Below are 16,647 nucleotides of genomic sequence, written 5' to 3'. Positions count from 1 at the left end.
CGGGTCCGACAGGGCACTCACGGCCGGGGCCCGTCCCCGTCGGGGACGACACGCTCGTAGCCGCGGATGTCGGGGAAGGGGGGCTCGCGATCGGCCTGCAGGTCCACCTGGAAGGTGTTCAGGCACATTCCGAGCATGGTGAAGTTGCCGAGCGCGCCGATGGTGTCGACCAGGCCCTTGGGGCCGAAGTGTTCCAGGGCGCGGGCGAAGGTCTCGTCGGTGACGAAGTGCTCCTCCAGGATCTCGCGGCAGAACTGGTAGAAGGCCTGGTCCGCGTCGTTGTCGAAGACCGCCTCGCGCTTCTCGGCGACGGCCTTGACGGCGGCCTCCGGGATGCCGGCCTCGATGGCCTGGTGCACATGCGCGTTCCAGGAGTACTGCGCGTCCCAGTTGCGGGCGGCCATCAGCAGCGTGAGTTCACGCAGGTGCTTGGGCAGGCTGCAGTCGAAACGGGCGAAGGCACCGAGGGACTCGGCACGCTCGCACATCTCCGGGCTGTGCAGCCAGACCCGGAACGGGCCACGGACGGCGCCGCGCCGGCCGGCGATGCGGGCGGCCAGTTCCTGCTGGCGGGGATTCATTTCCTCATCGGTGAGAACGGGGAGCCTCATGTGACCGATACCTGCCTTCTCTTTCCGGCGCGTTTCCGGCACGTACGGGGAAGCCGTGCGATGCCAGCCGAAGGTACAGCCGAGTTCGAGAAGCTCACCCCTCCCGGAGTGCAAGGTAAAACTGCACGCCGGAGGGCACCGATTCATGGGGACGCGACCTAACGTCGATCGACACATCACCGTTGATGGGAGAGGAACCCCGGATGAGCACGATCATCAAAGTCGCGTCCGTGCCGCTGCTCGATCGCGGCGGTGCCGTCGTGACGACACCGCTCGTCACCACGACGTCGGCGGCCGGCGAGAACCGCATCACCAGCGGCATGAGCGTGTATCCGGTCGGTTCCGGGGCGCCGTTGCACTCGCACAACTGCGACGAGCACGTGACGATCCTCGAAGGCGAGGCGGAGGTGGTGGTCGACGGCGAGGTGACGAAGCTGGAGCAGTTCGACACCACCTATGTCCCGTCGCCCGTCCCCCATCTGTTCCGGAACATCGGCGACCGCCCCCTGCGCATTCTGTGGGTCTACACCTCGGGGACGGTCACACGTACGTTCACCGAGACCGGAGTGACGGTCGCGCATCTCTCGGCACAGGATCAGATGGGGTGAGTGACACCGTCCGTCAGGAGGCGAGCGCCGCCCAGAACGCCAGGTTGTGCTCGCCGCCGAACCGGTCGGTGACCTTGGAGCACGCGGCCGGCGGCCGGTCGGAGGCGGGCGGGGTGGCACAGGCGGCCAGCGACATCATCGCGTCGGTCCACGGGCTGTACGCCGGCCACTTGGGGGTGCGGTCACCGTTCGGGTCGCCCTTCGCGGTGAACGCGCCCCAGTAGCCGATCATCTGGTCGGACAGCTCCAACTCGTCGTCGCTGTACGGCAGTGTCTGACCGAGGTACTCCCAGAGGTAGCCGAGGTCGTCGACGTGCGTGGCGCCGAACGGGAAGTTCCGCGCGACCTCGCTCTTCTGCTGGATCAGATGGATCGACGCGAACTGCGGTGTGGCGCTCTCCGCGAACTCGTAGGCGTACGTGGGCACATACCGCGCCAGCTGTCCCATCACCCGGTGCCGGGTGTACGCGGTCGAGTCGTTCTGCACGGTGGTCCAGGCGACCCCCGGGGAGTCGAAGGCGCTCACCGGATACTCGGCGAGGATCCGGTCCGCGTCGGCGCCGTACGCCGACCTCACCAGTGCCTCGTACTGCGGCGCGGTCAGTGGCTTGCCCAGGTAGTCGTAGTTCTGGAACGTGAACAGCGCCCGCTCGTTGTTGACCTGTCCGAGCAGGACCGGAACGCGGTGGAACCTCCCGGCCGGGACCGCGGCCGCGGGGTCGACGGGGAAGGCGGCGCCGCCGAGTGAGGGCCGGACGCCCGCCTTCTGCTGGGCGGCGACGAGTTCGGCCGCCGGGGTGGCGCGCAGGCAGGCGAGCACGTCCGGGGCGGTGGAGCAGCCGGCCTGCGCCACGAAGGCCAGGCTCGACGTCTCCCCCGCCGCGGCGGACTGCAGGCTGCAGCTGCCGCTCATGATGATCGCGCGGGAGAAGAGGCCCTTGGCGGTCGGCGAGGCCAGTTGGGCGCAGACGGAGGTGCCGCCGGCGGACTGACCGGCGATGGTGACCTCGCCCGTGTCGCCGCCGAAACGGCCGATGTCGGTGTGCACCCAGCGCAGCGCCGCCTGCTGGTCGAGGAGGCCGAAGTTCCCTGGTCCGTCGGCGTTCTCCTGCCGCAGCTGCGGAAGGTTGAGGAACCCCAGCGCGCCCAGCCGGTAGTTGACGGTGACGACGACCGCATGCGCCTGTTCGGCGAACTTACGGGGGTCGGTGTCCTGGCCCGCACCGCCGGTGAAGCCCCCGCCGTGGATCCACACCAGTACCGGGAGCTGTCCTTGTGTCGTCCCCCGCGGGGTGTAGACGTTGAGCGACAGGCAGTCCTCGGTGCGGGTCGGGTTCTCGTAGCCGGGGTCCCAGCCGGCGGCCTGGGCGCAGCGGTCACCGAACCCCGCGGCGTCGCGGACACCGCTCCAGTGGGCCGGCGGCCGCGGGGCGGTCCACCGGAGCTTCCCGGTCGGATCGGCGGCGTACGGAATGCCGAGCCACTCGTCGTACCCGGTCCGGCTCCGCCCCCTCACCGTGCCGTTGCCGGTCTCCACCAGGGTGGACACGGGCCGGGCGGAGTGCGCTTCGGCGGTGCTGTCGGGCCGTGCCCCGGCCGGCACCGGGGACATCAGCCCCAGGCCGATCAGGCTCGCGGTCACCAGGGCGGCTGCTGGTCTGCGACGTAATCTCATGGGTCTCATCGCTACCGGAGCGAAAGGATGTCAGCAAGATACAGAACAAAACTGTTGACGATTCCCGGTCATGAGAGCCGCACGAGGGTCGTGCGGTGGTCGCGTGATGGTGGCGCGAGGAACCCCCACGCACCGCGGAAGCGCCTGTGGCCGGGCCCGCACCAGGTCCCGGCCCAGGCATGTCCGCATGATCAGCCGGTGGGGGTCAGCTGTTGTGCGGCACTGGTCTCCGGGGTCCGCTGCGGGCCGCGCAGGCCGGTGAGGGCGACGAACACCGTGGCGAGCACGGCGGCGATGGCGAACGCGGTGAAGCCCCAGGTCTCGGACTCGGCTGCGACGAGCTGACCGCCGAGCCAGGGTCCGAACACGGCACCGAAGCGGCCGATGCCGGAGACCCAGCCCACGGCGGTGGCGCGGTTGTCGTCGGTGGAGCGGCCGGCCACCGTCGCGTAGATCATGGCCTGGGCGCTGAAGAGGAACAGGCCGGTGAGGAAGACCACGACGTAGGTGAGCGGCAGCGCCATGTGGATGCCGAGCAGATAGACGCCCAGGGCGGTGGCCGCGAACCAGACGGTGGCGACGCGCGCACCGCCGAAGTGGTCGGAGAAGCGGCCGGCGATCAGCATGCCCGCGATACCGCCGAGGTTGATGACGATGACGAAGGACAGGGAGGAGCCGAGCTCGTAACCCGCGCCGCGCATCATGGTGGGCAGCCAGTTGCTGACGCCGTAGACGAGCAGCAGGCCGCAGAAGGACGCCAGCCAGAACAGCAGGGTGGTACGCCACAGACCGCCCCGGAAGAGGGCGATGACGGCACTCCAGCGGTCGCCGGCCGCGGGGCGCTCCGCCGCGGGGGCGGGCAGTTCGACGTCGTAGCGCTCGGCGAGCTCGCGGGCTTCCTTCGTACGGCCCTTGGCCATCAGGAAGTTCAGCGACTCGGGGAGGTACCTGGCGATCAGCGGGACGCCGATGAGCAGCGGGACGACGCAGATCCAGTAGGCGACGCGCCACTGGCCGGCGCCGGTGGTCCACAGGCCGACGAAGCCCGCCAGGATGCCGCCTGCCTGGTGGGCGGTCATCAGCGTGCCGACGATCAGGGCGCGGCGGCCGCGCGGGGCGTACTCGGCGACCATCGTGATCGTGGTGGGGAGCAGGCCGCCGAGGCCGAGCCCGGCGATGAAGCGGCCGAGGCCGAAGACGCCGAGGCTGGGGGCGACGGCGCAGAGGGCGGACGCGAGCGAGAAGACCGCCGTGCAGGTGATGATCACCTTCTTGCGGCCGATCCAGTCGGTGACCGTGCCCGCGGACAGCGCGCCGATCAGCATGCCGAAGGTGGCGTAGCTGCCGAGGTCGCCGGCCTGGGACGGCTTCAGGCCCAAGGCGTGTTCGGCGAGCATGTTGGGCAGCACGGAGCCGTACACGAACATGTCGAGTCCGTCGAAGAGCACGACCAGCCAGCACAGGCCGACGACCAGCGTGGCCAGTCCGGTCCCGCGGGCGCGCAGGTCGGGGGAGGGAGACATCATTGTTTCCTCTCGTCCGGGAGAAGTGTCCCTGGAGGGGATGAGTGCGGCGGGTCGGTGCGGCTCTGGCGGCTGACCCGATGATGCGCACGACGCTAAGGTTCCGGTTCAGTAAGTGTCAACGCTTTTGTCAACAATCTCAGCAACAATCAAGCCAGCGGCTCGGGGCCGCGGACACAGGCCGAAAACAGCAGGTGAAACGGCCATGGGCGGCACACGGTCGGGTGCCGCCCTGCCTGTTCCGTGGCCTGTTCTCAGCTGTCCGAGCCCTGCTCGGCACTCCGGTCGAGCGGCGGTGTGCCATGGGTGTGGAAGGACTCGATGGTCTTCAGACCCCATGCCTGTCCCTTGGCCCGCTCGGCCTGGGTCCACGTGATCAGCGGCCAGTCGGGGGCCAGCACCAGGCGGGTGAGCGGGTTGCACAGCTCGATACGGTTGCCGCCCGGCTCATAGACGTACAGGAAGAACGTCTGCTGGATGGCGTGCTTGTGCGGGCCGGTCTCGATGAACACACCGGTGTCGATGGCGAGGTCGGCGGCGCGCAGGATGTCCTCGCGGGTGTCGGTCGCGAACGCGATGTGGTGCAGCCGCCCGCGCGAGCCGGTCCAGTCCTCGGTGTAGACGACGTCGTACGACTTGTTCGTGAACGTCAGCCACTTCGCGGCGATCCTGCCACCGTCGAGCTGGATCTGCTCGGTCGGCCGGGCGCCCAGCAGGTGCTGGTGGAAGTCGGCGTTGGCGGCGACGTCGGCGGCCAGGTAGTTCACGTGGTCAAGACGGCGTACGCCCACACCGTGGCCGGGCTTGGCCTGGGGCTGGTTCTTCAGGCCCGGCTTGAGCTCGTCCGGGGCCTGATACCACTCGGACTCCCAGTACAGGGCCAGCTCGTGGCCGTCGGGGTCGGTGGTGACATACAGCGGGCCGAGGCCCGGCTCGTCCTCGGTCCAGCGGCCTTCGTGGCCGGCGGCCTCCAGTTCCTTCACCCTCCGTCGCAGGGCCTCCTCACTGGAGGTGCGCAGGGCCGTGCGACGCAGGCCGGAGGTCTCGTGCGCGGTGAGCACCAGGCTGTGGTGCTCGTAGTCGTCCCAGGTCCGCAGATACACCGAGTCGCCACTGCGGCCGTTGACCGTCAGGCCGAGGTAGTCGGTGAAGAACCGCAGACTTCCGTCCAGGTCCGGGGTGAGCAGTTCGACGTGCCCGAGGTGGGCGATGTCGCCGAGGGGCGGGGCCATACGGGCCTCCTTAAGGGTGAAGTGCGGCTCCGGCCGGCCGGGGGAAGACCGTGCCGTCGAAGATCTTGCGGGCGGTGCGGACGACGGCCGTACGGCGGGCCACGGGGACGTCGGGGGTGCCGTCGATCTCGGTCTCGATGTCCAGGAATCCGGTCGGATGCTCGATACGCAGCCGTCCGCCGTTCGCGGGCAGCCGGGCGATGTCCCGGCCGACGCCGCCGTGGATGCGCAGGCCGGCCGCGACACTGGCGGCGCCCAGGACACCGATGGCCGTGTGGCAGCGGACCGGGATGAACGTGCGGGTCATGACCGCGCCGCCGTTCAGGGGCGGCGCCAGCAGGCTGAGCTTGGGCACGGTCGTGTCGCTGACGTCACCCAGGCCCATGAGCCGGCCGGCCTCCAGACGGATCCGCTGGAGCCGGTCGTGCAGGGTCAGGTCCTCCTCCAGGTCCTTCGGCCTCTCATAGCCGGTGACCTTCAGGGAGGACGCGGCGATGAGCACGGTCGGCATGCCGTTGTCCACGCAGGTCACCGGGGTGTCGTCGACGATGTCCCGGGCTCGCCCGGTGGGCAGCAGGGGGTTGCTCCCCCGCGCGAACTCGATGACCACGGGGGCGGCGGTGCCCGGCACACCCGAGATCTCGGCCGAGCCCTCATAGGAGACGCGGCGGCCCGGCGTGGGGAAGGTGGCGGTGGCGTGGTCACCGCTGTTCACCATCCGGATCCGTACCGAGGTCCGCCCGTCCCCGGCGGCGACCAGACCGCGTTCGACGGCGAACGCGCCGACCCCCGCCAGGAGGTTGCCGCAGTTCTGCCGGTCGGACACCTCCGGCCGGTCCACCCCCACCTGGAGGAAGAGGTAGTCGACATCAGCGTCCGGACTGTCCGAGCGGGAGACGACCGCGACCTTGCTGGTGAGCGGGTGTGCTCCGCCGAGGCCGTCGATCTGCCGGGCGTCGGGGCTGCCCATGACCCGCAGCAGCAGGTCGTCGCGCGCCTCGGCAGCGGCCGGCAGGTCCTCGGCCAGGAAGTAGGCGCCCTTCGAGGTGCCGCCGCGCATCAGCATGCAGCGCAGCTCCTCGACCGCGCTCATGACACGGTTCCGTTGTTCACGTACTCCTCGTACGGCTGGTAGCGCACCCCGAGCCGTGCGAGCGTCTCGCGCAGGCCGTAGCGGTCCAGGCCCAGTTGTCCCTCGGCGAAGGCGGCTCGCGAGGCGTCCTCCTTCGCGGTGCGCGCCTCGGCGGCCTTGACGGCCGTACCGGCCTGCTCGCGGGGTACGCACACCACGCCGTCGTCGTCGGCGACGATGACGTCACCGGGACGGACGACCTGTCCGCCCAGCACGACGGGTACGTTGACGGAGCCGGCCGTGGCCTTGACCGTGCCCTGCGCGCACACGGCCGTCGACCAGACGGGGAAGCCCATGGCGCGCAGGTCGGCGGTGTCGCGCACGCCGGCGTCGATGATCAGGCCGCGCACGCCGCGGTACTTGAGCGCGGTCGCGAAGAGGTCGCCGAACATGCCGTCCGTGGAGGGCGAGGTGGTGGTGACGACGAGGATGTCGCCCTCGCGGCACTGCTCGACGGCCGCGTGGATCATGAGGTTGTCACCGGGCCAGCACAGCGCGGTGACCGCGGTGCCCGCGATACGCACGTCCTGCTGGATGGGCCGGAAACCGGGCCCGAGGCTGCCGGTGCGGCCCATGCCCTCGTGGACCGTGGCCACGCCGTAGTCGCCCAGCGCCTCGACGTCCTCGGCGTAGGCACGCGGCGGGTCGGTGATGATCAGGCCGCTCATGCCAGCTCCTCCGTGACCTGCGGGTAGGGACGCATGTAGGCCTCGCCGTACGTGGTGTGGGGCAGACCGAGGTTGGGGCCCGCGTTGCGCTTGAGCTGCACACCGCGCCGCTTGCCCAGGTCGGTGTAGTACTCCCACAGGTGCTGCTGCGCGGCCAGGCACTCCATGGCCTTGCGCTTGCTCTCCCACACCGGGGTGATGTCGAGGAGGACCTCCGGCCGGAATCCGCACATCTCCGGCTGGTGGGGCTCGAAGAAGAACACCGGCGGGGCTCCGATGACCTCGCCCTCGGCGGGATAGCCGATGGCCTGGGCGAGGACGCGGGCGTCCAGGGCCATGCGGGCGGCCGCCGGGTGGTCGCCGTTGTAGGGGTCTTCGAGGGGGTGGGTCAGGACCACGTCGGGCCGGGTGTCGCGGTAGATCCGCACGAGCTGGTCGGTCAGCTCGTGCGTGGCGAGCAGCGGGTAGTCGCCGGCGTCCAGGAAACGGACCTCGGCGCCCAGGGCCGCGGCCGCCGCCTCGGCCTCGGCGCGGCGCAGCCGCTTGATCTCCTCCAGCGACTTGCCCTCGCGCCAGGCTTTGGCGGACTCACCGCGTTCCCCGTAGGTGAGGCAGGCGATGGTCACCTTCTCTCCACGGGAGGCGGCCAGGGCGATGGCGCCCCCGGCCCGCCAGACGAAGTCCCCGGCGTGCGCGGTGATGACGAGTGTCGATCGTGGGGTGGTCGGCGCCTTGCCGTGCGTCATTGCTCGAATCTCCTTGGTGGACAGGCCGGTTGACCCACCCCTGCGACGTCATTGGCGCAGCGCGTCGATGACTCCCGCGAGATGGATACGGACGGCCGCTTCGGCCGCCTGCGGGTCCCGGGCCCTGATCGCGTCGATCATGGCCAGGTGCTCACTCAGGGACTGCTGGGGACGCCCCGGTCGCAGCGCGAGCTGGAAACGGTGGCGCACCAGCTGCCCATTGAGCCGCTCCAGCAGCTCCACGGCGACCTGCTGACCGGAGAACTCCCTGATCCGGTCGTGCAGTTCGTGGTTGAGCCCGGAGTAGACCACCGGCTCGCCGTCGGCGACCGCCTTCGACATCGCCGTGCCGAGGTCGGTCAGCTGGTCCAGCTGGTCCTCGCTGGCCTCGACGGCCGCCTTGGCGGCGCAGAGGCCCTCCAGGACCATGCGGCATTCGGTGATGGCCACCGCTTCCTCGACCGTCACCACCCGCACCCGCGAGCCGCGGTTGCGGATCCGCTCGACCAGTCCCTCCGACTCCAGCTCGATCAGCGCCGCCCGGACGCTGGCCCGCGTGACACCGAACTGCTCGGCGAGTTCGTTCTCCACCAGCCGCTGGGCCGGTGCCATCTCGCCGTGCAGAATCGCCTGTCGCAGTTGCGCCAATGCGTGCTGCTTGGCCTGCTCGCCGGTGCCTGGACGGGCTTCCTTCGGCATCGCGCCCTCCCTGAGTGAGTGCCTGTCGAACCTAAATCTAGGCCAACAAGATTGTCAACAATTTTGTTCTCTATGTTGCCGACATGCTTCGTCGGCACTACGGTCATCCGCCACAGCAGCGTTGATCGGCCCCAAGCGTCCCACGGTCGCCGGGCAGTTCGGACGCGCCGGCCGCGCCGCTGCATCTCGGGGGGTACGACGGCGCCGTGCAGTTCTTCACCGCCCGTGGGGGATCCGTCGCGGCGGGGTCGGCGGTCCCGCTCGCCGGTCGGCGGCGCGGTGCAGCGCACCGCGGCGGGTGTCTCGCCGACCGCGGGTCCGCAGCGGCCCGGCGGCTGCGCGCGCATCCGCCGGTGAGCGCGCGGACGAGTGGGACACGACGGTGGCCCCGGCGGCGGTACGGGCCACCCGCCTGCCGGGTCTTCACCCGGCGCGGTCCGCTCTCCCAGGTGTGGGGCGAGGAGCTCTTCAGCGACGAACACGTCGGGGACGTGCACATCCGTACACCGCGCCGTGCACGGCGACGAGAGCGCGCCTCGGTTCATGGGCACGGTTCGTGCCGTCGACCACCGGTTCCTCGGCCTGCCGTGGGGCGAGCCCGCCCGCCTCCGATGGCAGGCGGGCCTGCTCCGAGAGAAGATAAGGACACTCCCCCGCGCGACCCACCGACGCCGCGGCCCTCCCCACGTCGCGCTCCCGCCGGTGGCGCCCGGGACACCGACGGCGGCCAGGGAACTGATCAACGGCCCCGGGCGCCACCGCATCGACCCGGACGTGGCCGGTCCCTGGATCGGCGCGGCCGCGGTCCCGCTGCGCCCGCTCGACACCGTCCGGGCCGCCGCCCACCGGCTCGCCGAGTGCCCCTCCGACGACGCCCTCGAACTGCCCGGCGAAGCGAGCGCCGCCGCACCCGGCCGGTCTCCCAGGTCGCCCATGGGATGCGGACCTCTTCACCGTCCCACGCGGCCGCGGCGGCCGGCCTTTCAGCCTGTCCAGGGTCGAGGAGGGAGCCTTCGCCCCGCACCGCGGAACGGCTGCGCGCCCGTACGACGACCGGCGCGTCGCCCCGGCCGTCGCGGCGGACACCCCCGTCGTCACCCTGTGCGACCCCGCCCGGGTCACCCGGATCCCGGTGGACCTGCTCGGCAACGCGCTGACCACGTGCGATCCGGACGGACGGGTGTCGATCTCCGTGCACGCCCCGCCCCGGCCGGTGGCAGCGGCATCGGCCGGGCGCGACGTTCACTGTGCGGATGCCGAGGCCGCCGGTCCGACGACAGGGCCGTCCGGCGTCCAATTCGCCCGGCCGCAGGACCGCTTGGCGCGCTCCGCCCCAGTCCCTCCGACCTGGCGAAGGCGACCGGCGGGCCACGGCGGGCGCGGTCAACTCGACGTCGGGACCCTTTCCTTGAACGGGGCGGGCAAACCGCGCGCCGCGCCCCGTGCCGACCGCGAGCGACAGCCGGGACCGCCGCGATCCGCTCGACCCGATGCGGCGCCGATCGCTCAACACCAAGAGGGAGCAAAGGGAGTTACGCACGGCGCCAGGGCTCAGTTCCGGCGTTCCAGGGCCCGTCCGCTCCGCTTGACTTCCTTGTGTACATATGCCTAGTTTGGATACGGATTGAACAGAAAACACGCCTTTTGCCTGGTGAGAACGAAGAGCAATCTCGACATCCCGACCGACACATCCCGACCGATGACAACCCGGTCGTCGGTCACCAGACGGACGGGCGCCCCGCTGCGGGGTTTGCTGCGTTCAGCAGCCCAGGTGGGCCCGATGCCGCGCGATCAGCGCGTGAGTCGGCGACGGCAACTCCTGTCGTTCTCACAGCCGACGTACCGGACCCCTTCGCGAACGTTTCAGTACCTCACTCTGGTGCCGACGTCACCGCGGCCGTGCAGGGCTAGAACCTGTCTACGCTCCCGGGAAGGGAAAGCACCATGCGGATCATCACATCACGAGCCTTCCGGCTGGTCGCCGGCGTGTTCGCCGCGCTGGCCCTGGCCTTCGGTTCGGCCGGCGTCGCCAGTGCCGCCAGCGGTTACCACTCGAACTCGTCCGACTCCAGCTACAGCAGCTGGAACGACGACGGCGGTGGCAACGGCGGCGACGACGACGGCGGCTACGGCGGCGGCTACGGCTACAACAGCGGTGGCCACGGCGGCGGCGACCACGGCGGCGGCGGTGGCGGTCACGGCGGTGGCGGTGGCGACCACGGCGGCGGTGGCGGCGGTCACGGCGGCGGCGGTCACGGCGGCGGTGGCGGTGGCCACGGCGGCGGTGGCGGCGGTCACGGCGGCGGTGGCGGCGGTCACGGCGGCGGCGGTGGCGGTGGCCACGGCGGCGGCGGTGGTGGCGGCCACTGAACCTGAGGAATGACGCCTGACGGCACCTCATCACATCGAAGCCGGTCGGGTTCTCTCCAGCAGTCCCGCGCAGCGAAGGCGGCGCGGGGCTGTTTGGCGTGCGGCCGCACCTACGGTTGCGCTGGTCCACGGTCCCGGTACACGACGGGTGACGCTGAGCGACGCCGCCGCGGCGAGCGGGGTCATGCGCCGCCCCGACCACGTCCTGCTCGCCGCGCACGACACCGTGACCGCGGCCGCGGCGACGATGTCGCGCTGCGCACCCCGACCGCCCTGCGCGACCTCGGTCTCGGTCTCGCCGGACTCACCGGGGCACGTCCGAGCGGGGGCGGCCTGCGTCAACACGTCGCCGCGGTGGACCTGTTCGTCGCGAGCGCCGCCCTCCGGCCTTGACGCGCCGCGCATCCTCGGCCCATTGATCTGAGGGACATCGGAGCCGGGCCTCTCTCCGGAAGAACGTTCCGGCAGTAAACGCCAGGCCACGCCACCCCTTCCGCAGCATAGAAATATCTACCAGCATGAGCACGCCGGGTCGGCGTACGGATGCGGCCGAGCATCCGACCGCGCCACTCCACTCCCGGTCGAACGGCCTGCGAACGCCCTGGAGTTGCTCATGCCGGATGCGATGTGGATGCAAAGTGTCGAGTGGCTGGCGGCAGCCGCCTCGGACCCTCGGACCTGCAAGCGGGAATGGGATCAGGGGCCGGGGACCGTACTCATGGAGGCCGGCAGATTCTGGGACGTGCTCAGCGTTCCCGAGCAACTCGGCCTGCTGGCCCTGGACATCCTGTGGGACGCCCCCTTCCGCGCGCCGGGCCCGACGCTGGTGGACACGGCGGCCCGGCGAGTGGGCTTCTTCCTGCCACCGGATCCGGTCAGCCGCTGGGTCGGCTCCGGGCTCCGCCACGCGGGCAAGGGCTCCTGGGTCGCCGTGCCGCCGCCGTATCGCGCCGCGAGGTCCCTGGAGTGGATCATTCCGCCCGACGGAACCGGGGCCCTCCACTCCGCCGTCTCCCTGGAACTGGCACTGCAGCAGGCCAACGGAACACTCGCCGTCCTGGCACCCCTGCACGGAGGGTGAGCACCACCGCAGGCCACCCCATGCCACCGCACCGCGGGGCTCACCAACCCAGCAGTCCACGGGGGACGGGAACGGCGGGTACGGAGGTCACCGGTGCAGGGCCCGCCGGTGCAGGGACGGCAGCGTCCCTTTCCCGCGGTTCCCGCGGTTCCCGCGGTTCCCGCACCCGCACCCGTCCCCACTCCGGCTCCGGCTCGCTCTCCCCGGTGTCCGAGTCCGACGGTCGAGTCGCTGGTGCAGCCCGTCGGCACTCCGTCCAGGAATCCACCGGCCACAGCTCGGTCCCCGACGGGCCGGAGGCGGCGAAGGAGGCCCACAGCACCTCGAACGCCGCGCGCCGCTCCGGAACCACCCGGCCCTTGGCCTGCCACTCCGCGACCAGTTGGGCGTAGATCGGCGGATGACCTTGCCGTCCGTCCGTCAGTTCGGCGTAGGGCCGGCCCGCGAGGTCGTGCCCCGGACGGCGCCGCCGGGCCCTGTGAGTGCTGTCCATGACGGAGCAACGGTCACGCGTACGCCGGTGGTACGCGCCCTCGGGGTCGCTCACCGGGTCGAGTGAGTGCGCCGCCCATTCGGAGCCATGGCCCGGTATGACGAGCATCTTCCCCCATCGGACGAGCATCTCCCCCATCATCCGGGTCGCACCGCGCAGGCACGCCTCCGGTACGGCGCGCCCCTGCGCCCGCGTCAGCTCCGCACGCCGGGAGCGACGGCCGCCTCCCGCTCCGTACGGGACGCGTCGTCGCCGCCGCGGACCGGGCCGGAGACACGGCGGGCGCGCCGGCCGGGCACGAGGAGGGCGGCCAGCGCCGCGGCGAGGCAGAGCAGGGCGAGCAGGGTGAACCCGTGCGTGTAGCCGGAGCCGTAGGGAAGGCCCGAGGGCTGCAGCCGGCCGGTCACCAGGACGCTCGTCACGGCCGCGCCGATGGACCCGCCGATGGTGCGGATGTTGGCGTTCATCCCGGTCGCGGCGCCGGTCTGCTCGGCCGGCACACTGCCGACGATCAGGTTGGCCATGGAGGCGAAGGCCAGTCCGATACCGAGGCCGAAGATCCCCGCGGCGAAGGCCACTTGCCACTGCCGGTCGTGCCACAGGGCGAGGAATCCACAGGCGATCGCACCGAGCGCGGCACCGGTGGTGAGCAGCTTCTTGGCGCCCAGGACGGGCTCCAGCCGACCGCTCAGCACACCCGAGCAGAACATCGCGATCAGCATCGGCAGCATGAGCAGGCCGGCCCCGGTGACACTCGCGCCGAAGCCGTACCCGGCGGAGCTCGGGGTCTGCACGAAGCCGGGGAGGAAGGACCAGATCGCGTACATGCCCGCGCCGAACAGGAGCGCCACGGTGTTGGTGGTCCACACCGCCGGCAACCGCATGACCCGCAGGTCGATCAGCGGGTGGCGGGAACGCGACTCGGCGAACAGCCACAGCGCGAAGATCAGCACGGCGGCGGCGAACAGACCGATGACCCGCGCCGAGCCCCAGCCCCACTGGCCCGCCTGGCTGAGCGGCAGCAGCAGCGCCACCAGCCAGCCCGACAGCAGTACGGCACCGAGCCAGCTGACGCGTCCCACGGCCCGGGTGGGCGATTCGGGGACGTAGCGCAGGGCGATCAGTGTGGTGACCGTGACGACGCCGACGGGCAGCCAGAACAGCCACCGGTAGTCGAGCGCGGAGACGATGGGACCGGCGGCGACCAGGCCCACGCCACCGCCCGCGGCGATCACGGCGGACAGGTTGCTGATGCTGGGGGCGACCTCGTCCCGGGCGAACTCGTCCCGGATGATGCCGAAGGAGAGCGGGAACAGCGCCCCGCCGATGCCCTGGACGACCCGGGCGACGATCAGCACGCCGATGGTGGGCGCGAGCGCGGCGAGCAGACACCCGATCGTCACGGTCACCAGGACGGCGACGAGGGTGCGCTTCTTGCCGATCAGGTCGCCGACCCGGCCGAGGATCGGGGTGAAGACGGAGGCGGACAGCAGGTAGGCGGTCATCACCCAGGTCACGGTGGACTGCGAGGTGTGCAGAGCGTGCTGGACGGTCGGCAGGGCCGGTGCGACCAGCGACTGGAGCATGGAGAACACGCCCGCACCGGTCGCGAGGACCGCGAAGGTGAGGCGGGTGGTCTTCCTGGGCATGAAAAGCCTCTCCGAACAGAAACGGAAGGTGTGGGACCGTCTGCGGGCAGCCGAGAGCACACCCGCGGCCGTGCGAAGCGGCCGCTCAGGGAGGGTGCGGGGGCTACTGCGGCCCGTTGTGCGATCACGGGGGTACGAGCGCGTCGGCAATGCGTGCGGCCGCACGCATCCACGGGGAACGCACCCCCCGACTGATAAAGTGGAGGTACACCTCCACTGTAACGGAGGCATACCTCCGCTTCAACCACCTTCTCGGCCGGGAGGCACCAGTGACGGTTCAGCCGTTCCCCGTCAGCGGGATCGTGGCGTCCCGGCGCCCGCACCGCAAAGACGCCGCGCGCAATTACGACGCCCTGCTGGACGCCGCGCGCGAGGCGTTCGCCGAGCACGGCGCCGAGGCGTCCCTGGAGGACATGGCACGACGCGCGGGCGTCGGCATCGGCACCCTCTACCGGAACTTCCCCACCCGTCGCCATCTCTTCGAGAGCGTCTACGCCGGTGAAGTGGACGCCCTGTGCCAGGTGGCACAGGAAGTCGCCGAGAGGGAGCCGTGGGACGCGCTGACCGCGTGGCTGCGCCGGTTCGTCGACTACACCGTGACCAAGCGGGCCATCCGTGAGGCGCTCGACAACGAGTCGGAGATCTTCCTGGCCTGCCGGGACTCGATGTACCAGGCGGGCGGCCCGCTGTTCGAGCGGGCGCAGAAGGCCGGCGAGGCCCGTGCGGACATCGACTTCGACGACCTGCTGCGCATGATCGCCGGAATCACCTCGACGAACTTCCTCGACGACGCCCAGCGCGACCGTGTCCTCGCCGTCGCCCTGGACGGAGTCCGCGCCGCACGCTGACCCCGGCCCGGCCCGCGCCGTACCGGGGACGCGTGGAGTGCCCCCGCCTCCCCCACCTCCCCCGCCTCCTTACCCTCCAGTAATATCTCGCGGCAGGCCCCCGGAGGAGGAACCGTGCCACGGTCGGAACGCTCAGCCCTGTTGCTCGCCGGCCTGTTGGCCACCGCGGGCGTCGGTCACTTCGTGTCGCCCCGGCAGTTCGACGCGACCATTCCGCGGGCGCTGCCGGGGACGCCCAGGACCTGGACGTACGCGAGCGGTGCCGTCGAGCTGGCGCTGGCGGCCGGGGTGGCGCTGCCCCGCACGCGGCGGGTGGCCGGCCTGGCCGCCGCCGCCTTCTTCGTCGGGGTGTTCCCCGCCAACGTCCAGATGGCCGTGGACCGGCGCCACCGTCCCGCGCCGCAGCAGGCCGCGGCGATCGCCCGGCTCCCCCTCCAGGTGCCCCTTGTACTGTGGGCACGCAGCGTTGCCAAAGGTCAGAAGGGTCAGTCATGACGCGTGGTGTGGACGTGGGCGACAAGGTCGAGGACTTCGCCCTGCCGGACGAGACCGGTACGGTCCGGAAGCTGTCCGAGCTCCTCGGCGAAGGACCGGTCGTCCTGTTCTTCTATCCCGCCGCCCTGTCGTCCGGCTGTACCGCCGAGGCGTGCCACTTCCGTGATCTCGCGGCCGAGTTCGCCGCCGCGGGCGCGCGCCCCGTCGGCATCAGCGGGGACACGGTCGACAAGCAGCAGGAGTTCGCCGGGCGTCACACCCTGGGGTTCCCGCTGCTGTCGGACGAGGACGGTACGGTGCGCGAACGGTTCGGGGTGAAGCGCGGCTTCTCCCTGGCGCCGACGAAGCGGGTCACCTTCGTGCTCGCCCAGGACCGGACGGTCCTGGAAGTGGTGCGCAGCGAACTGCGGATGAGCGCTCACGCGGACCGGGCCCTCGCCGCGCTGAAGGCCCATCGGGGCTGAAGCAGGCTCATCGGGGCCGAATTCACCCGGGCGATCCGCCCGACTCCCTCCTGGTGGCGGGCCACGATGATCCGTCGACGTGACCGCGAGATCACCGGAGATGGAGCCCAGATGTACTGCGGTTGGATCTCCGGTTCTCGGCAGACGTCGATCCGTTCGAGTCCGTGACCTTGCTCGTTGCGGGGTCGACGTAGTGGTTACGCTCCCCAGCGGACGGACTCGATGGGGGTGGGACACCCGCCCCCATGACGCGAATGGCTCAGTGTGCGCAGGCAGCGGCAGGCAGCGGGCGGAAACGGCGGAGCTGGGGACCGTGGCCGGGGGCCGAACGGCCGCGACACGGCCGCAGCCGC

At 71.1% G+C, this 16,647-nt stretch carries 17 protein-coding genes; 7 read left to right on the top strand and 10 right to left on the bottom strand.

Translation table 11 applies throughout. The features are described from left to right. Nucleotides 1-17: 17 nt before the first annotated feature. Complete coding sequence (locus RV986_RS50490) at nt 18-581, bottom strand: carboxymuconolactone decarboxylase family protein (protein WP_475923838.1); 564 nt, start codon at nt 579-581, stop codon at nt 18-20. A gap of 233 nt (nt 582-814) precedes the next feature. Between RV986_RS50490 and RV986_RS50485 the strand changes: the two genes are divergently transcribed. Next, the gene (locus RV986_RS50485) at nt 815-1,219 is read left to right on the top strand and encodes a cupin domain-containing protein (protein WP_475923837.1); all 405 of its coding nucleotides are present in this window, start codon (nt 815-817) and stop codon (nt 1,217-1,219) included. Between the two features lie 13 nt (nt 1,220-1,232). On the opposite strand, the gene RV986_RS50480 is transcribed toward RV986_RS50485, so the two are convergent. From RV986_RS50480 to RV986_RS50450, 7 genes are all read right to left on the bottom strand, one after another. Then, nucleotides 1,233-2,861, bottom strand: coding sequence for a carboxylesterase/lipase family protein (locus RV986_RS50480; RefSeq protein WP_475923836.1), 1,629 nt, complete (start codon nt 2,859-2,861; stop codon nt 1,233-1,235). A gap of 224 nt (nt 2,862-3,085) precedes the next feature. Then, the gene (locus RV986_RS50475) at nt 3,086-4,417 is read right to left on the bottom strand and encodes an MFS transporter (RefSeq protein WP_475924704.1); all 1,332 of its coding nucleotides are present in this window, start codon (nt 4,415-4,417) and stop codon (nt 3,086-3,088) included. 254 nt (nt 4,418-4,671) lie between these two features. Further along, a complete protein-coding gene (locus tag RV986_RS50470; protein WP_475923835.1) occupies nt 4,672-5,649 on the bottom strand; it encodes a catechol 2,3-dioxygenase in 978 nt (325 codons plus the stop codon). A gap of 10 nt (nt 5,650-5,659) precedes the next feature. After that, nucleotides 5,660-6,742 carry a 4-oxalomesaconate tautomerase gene (locus RV986_RS50465; protein WP_475923834.1) on the bottom strand — a complete coding sequence of 361 codons (1,083 nt, stop codon included), beginning with the start codon at nt 6,740-6,742 and terminating at the stop codon, nt 5,660-5,662. Then, on the bottom strand, nt 6,739-7,449 hold the full coding sequence (locus RV986_RS50460) for a 4-carboxy-4-hydroxy-2-oxoadipate aldolase/oxaloacetate decarboxylase (RefSeq protein WP_475923833.1): 711 nt from the start codon (nt 7,447-7,449) through the stop codon (nt 6,739-6,741). Before RV986_RS50460 ends, RV986_RS50465 begins: the two co-directional genes overlap by 4 nt. After that, entirely contained in the window at nt 7,446-8,195 is a 750-nt protein-coding gene (locus RV986_RS50455) for a PIG-L deacetylase family protein (RefSeq protein WP_475923832.1), read from the bottom strand. The genes RV986_RS50460 and RV986_RS50455 overlap by 4 nt, the downstream gene beginning before the upstream one ends. A gap of 48 nt (nt 8,196-8,243) precedes the next feature. Beyond that, on the bottom strand, nt 8,244-8,894 hold the full coding sequence (locus RV986_RS50450; protein WP_475923831.1) for a GntR family transcriptional regulator: 651 nt from the start codon (nt 8,892-8,894) through the stop codon (nt 8,244-8,246). 1,944 nt (nt 8,895-10,838) lie between these two features. On the opposite strand from RV986_RS50450, the gene RV986_RS50445 reads away from it, so the two are divergent. The 3 genes from RV986_RS50445 to RV986_RS50435 all read left to right on the top strand — a co-directional run bounded on the left by RV986_RS50445 (nt 10,839) and on the right by RV986_RS50435 (nt 12,345). Beyond that, a complete protein-coding gene (locus RV986_RS50445) occupies nt 10,839-11,264 on the top strand; it encodes a hypothetical protein (RefSeq protein ID WP_475923830.1) in 426 nt (141 codons plus the stop codon). Nucleotides 11,265-11,412: 148 nt separating this feature from the next. Next, nucleotides 11,413-11,688 (top strand): hypothetical protein, encoded by a 276-nt coding sequence (locus tag RV986_RS50440; protein WP_475923829.1) that lies wholly within the window; start codon nt 11,413-11,415, stop codon nt 11,686-11,688. 189 nt (nt 11,689-11,877) lie between these two features. Next, a complete protein-coding gene (locus RV986_RS50435; protein ID WP_475923828.1) occupies nt 11,878-12,345 on the top strand; it encodes a hypothetical protein in 468 nt (155 codons plus the stop codon). 40 nt (nt 12,346-12,385) lie between these two features. Here the strand turns inward: RV986_RS50435 and RV986_RS50430 are convergent, their stop codons facing one another. Both RV986_RS50430 and RV986_RS50425 read right to left on the bottom strand, forming a co-directional pair. After that, nucleotides 12,386-12,967 (bottom strand): hypothetical protein, encoded by a 582-nt coding sequence (locus tag RV986_RS50430; protein WP_475923827.1) that lies wholly within the window; start codon nt 12,965-12,967, stop codon nt 12,386-12,388. A 65-nt stretch (nt 12,968-13,032) separates the two neighbouring features. Then, the gene (locus RV986_RS50425) at nt 13,033-14,487 is read right to left on the bottom strand and encodes an MFS transporter (RefSeq protein ID WP_475923826.1); all 1,455 of its coding nucleotides are present in this window, start codon (nt 14,485-14,487) and stop codon (nt 13,033-13,035) included. A gap of 269 nt (nt 14,488-14,756) precedes the next feature. Here RV986_RS50425 and RV986_RS50420 point away from each other — a divergent pair, with 269 nt between their 5' ends. The 3 genes from RV986_RS50420 to RV986_RS50410 all read left to right on the top strand — a co-directional run bounded on the left by RV986_RS50420 (nt 14,757) and on the right by RV986_RS50410 (nt 16,294). Beyond that, nucleotides 14,757-15,335, top strand: a complete 579-nt coding sequence (locus RV986_RS50420) for a TetR/AcrR family transcriptional regulator (protein WP_475923825.1) — start codon at nt 14,757-14,759, stop codon at nt 15,333-15,335. A 114-nt stretch (nt 15,336-15,449) separates the two neighbouring features. Next, entirely contained in the window at nt 15,450-15,830 is a 381-nt protein-coding gene (locus RV986_RS50415; protein WP_475923824.1) for a DoxX family protein, read from the top strand. Continuing rightward, nucleotides 15,827-16,294 carry a peroxiredoxin gene (locus RV986_RS50410; protein WP_475923823.1) on the top strand — a complete coding sequence of 156 codons (468 nt, stop codon included), beginning with the start codon at nt 15,827-15,829 and terminating at the stop codon, nt 16,292-16,294. The genes RV986_RS50415 and RV986_RS50410 overlap by 4 nt, the downstream gene beginning before the upstream one ends. The last annotated feature ends 353 nt before the right edge of the window (nt 16,295-16,647 follow it).

The organism is Streptomyces sp. RLA012, from assembly GCF_056270325.1.
Note: the sequence above shows the minus strand (reverse complement) of the source record. Positions and strands in the feature narration are given on the sequence as shown.

Coding starts and splice junctions, on each gene's coding strand:
- RV986_RS50410 (WP_475923823.1), top strand. CDS start 15,827: ATGACGCGTGGTGTGGACGTGGGCGACAAGGTCGAGGACTTCGCCCTG.
- RV986_RS50490 (WP_475923838.1), bottom strand. CDS start 581: ATGAATCCCCGCCAGCAGGAACTGGCCGCCCGCATCGCCGGCCGGCGC.
- RV986_RS50470 (WP_475923835.1), bottom strand. CDS start 5,649: ATGGCCCCGCCCCTCGGCGACATCGCCCACCTCGGGCACGTCGAACTG.
- RV986_RS50450 (WP_475923831.1), bottom strand. CDS start 8,894: ATGCCGAAGGAAGCCCGTCCAGGCACCGGCGAGCAGGCCAAGCAGCAC.
- RV986_RS50425 (WP_475923826.1), bottom strand. CDS start 14,487: ATGCCCAGGAAGACCACCCGCCTCACCTTCGCGGTCCTCGCGACCGGT.
- RV986_RS50455 (WP_475923832.1), bottom strand. CDS start 8,195: ATGACGCACGGCAAGGCGCCGACCACCCCACGATCGACACTCGTCATC.
- RV986_RS50445 (WP_475923830.1), top strand. CDS start 10,839: ATGCGGATCATCACATCACGAGCCTTCCGGCTGGTCGCCGGCGTGTTC.
- RV986_RS50435 (WP_475923828.1), top strand. CDS start 11,878: ATGCCGGATGCGATGTGGATGCAAAGTGTCGAGTGGCTGGCGGCAGCC.
- RV986_RS50460 (WP_475923833.1), bottom strand. CDS start 7,449: ATGAGCGGCCTGATCATCACCGACCCGCCGCGTGCCTACGCCGAGGAC.
- RV986_RS50475 (WP_475924704.1), bottom strand. CDS start 4,417: ATGTCTCCCTCCCCCGACCTGCGCGCCCGCGGGACCGGACTGGCCACG.
- RV986_RS50485 (WP_475923837.1), top strand. CDS start 815: ATGAGCACGATCATCAAAGTCGCGTCCGTGCCGCTGCTCGATCGCGGC.
- RV986_RS50465 (WP_475923834.1), bottom strand. CDS start 6,742: ATGAGCGCGGTCGAGGAGCTGCGCTGCATGCTGATGCGCGGCGGCACC.
- RV986_RS50430 (WP_475923827.1), bottom strand. CDS start 12,967: ATGCTCGTCCGATGGGGGAAGATGCTCGTCATACCGGGCCATGGCTCC.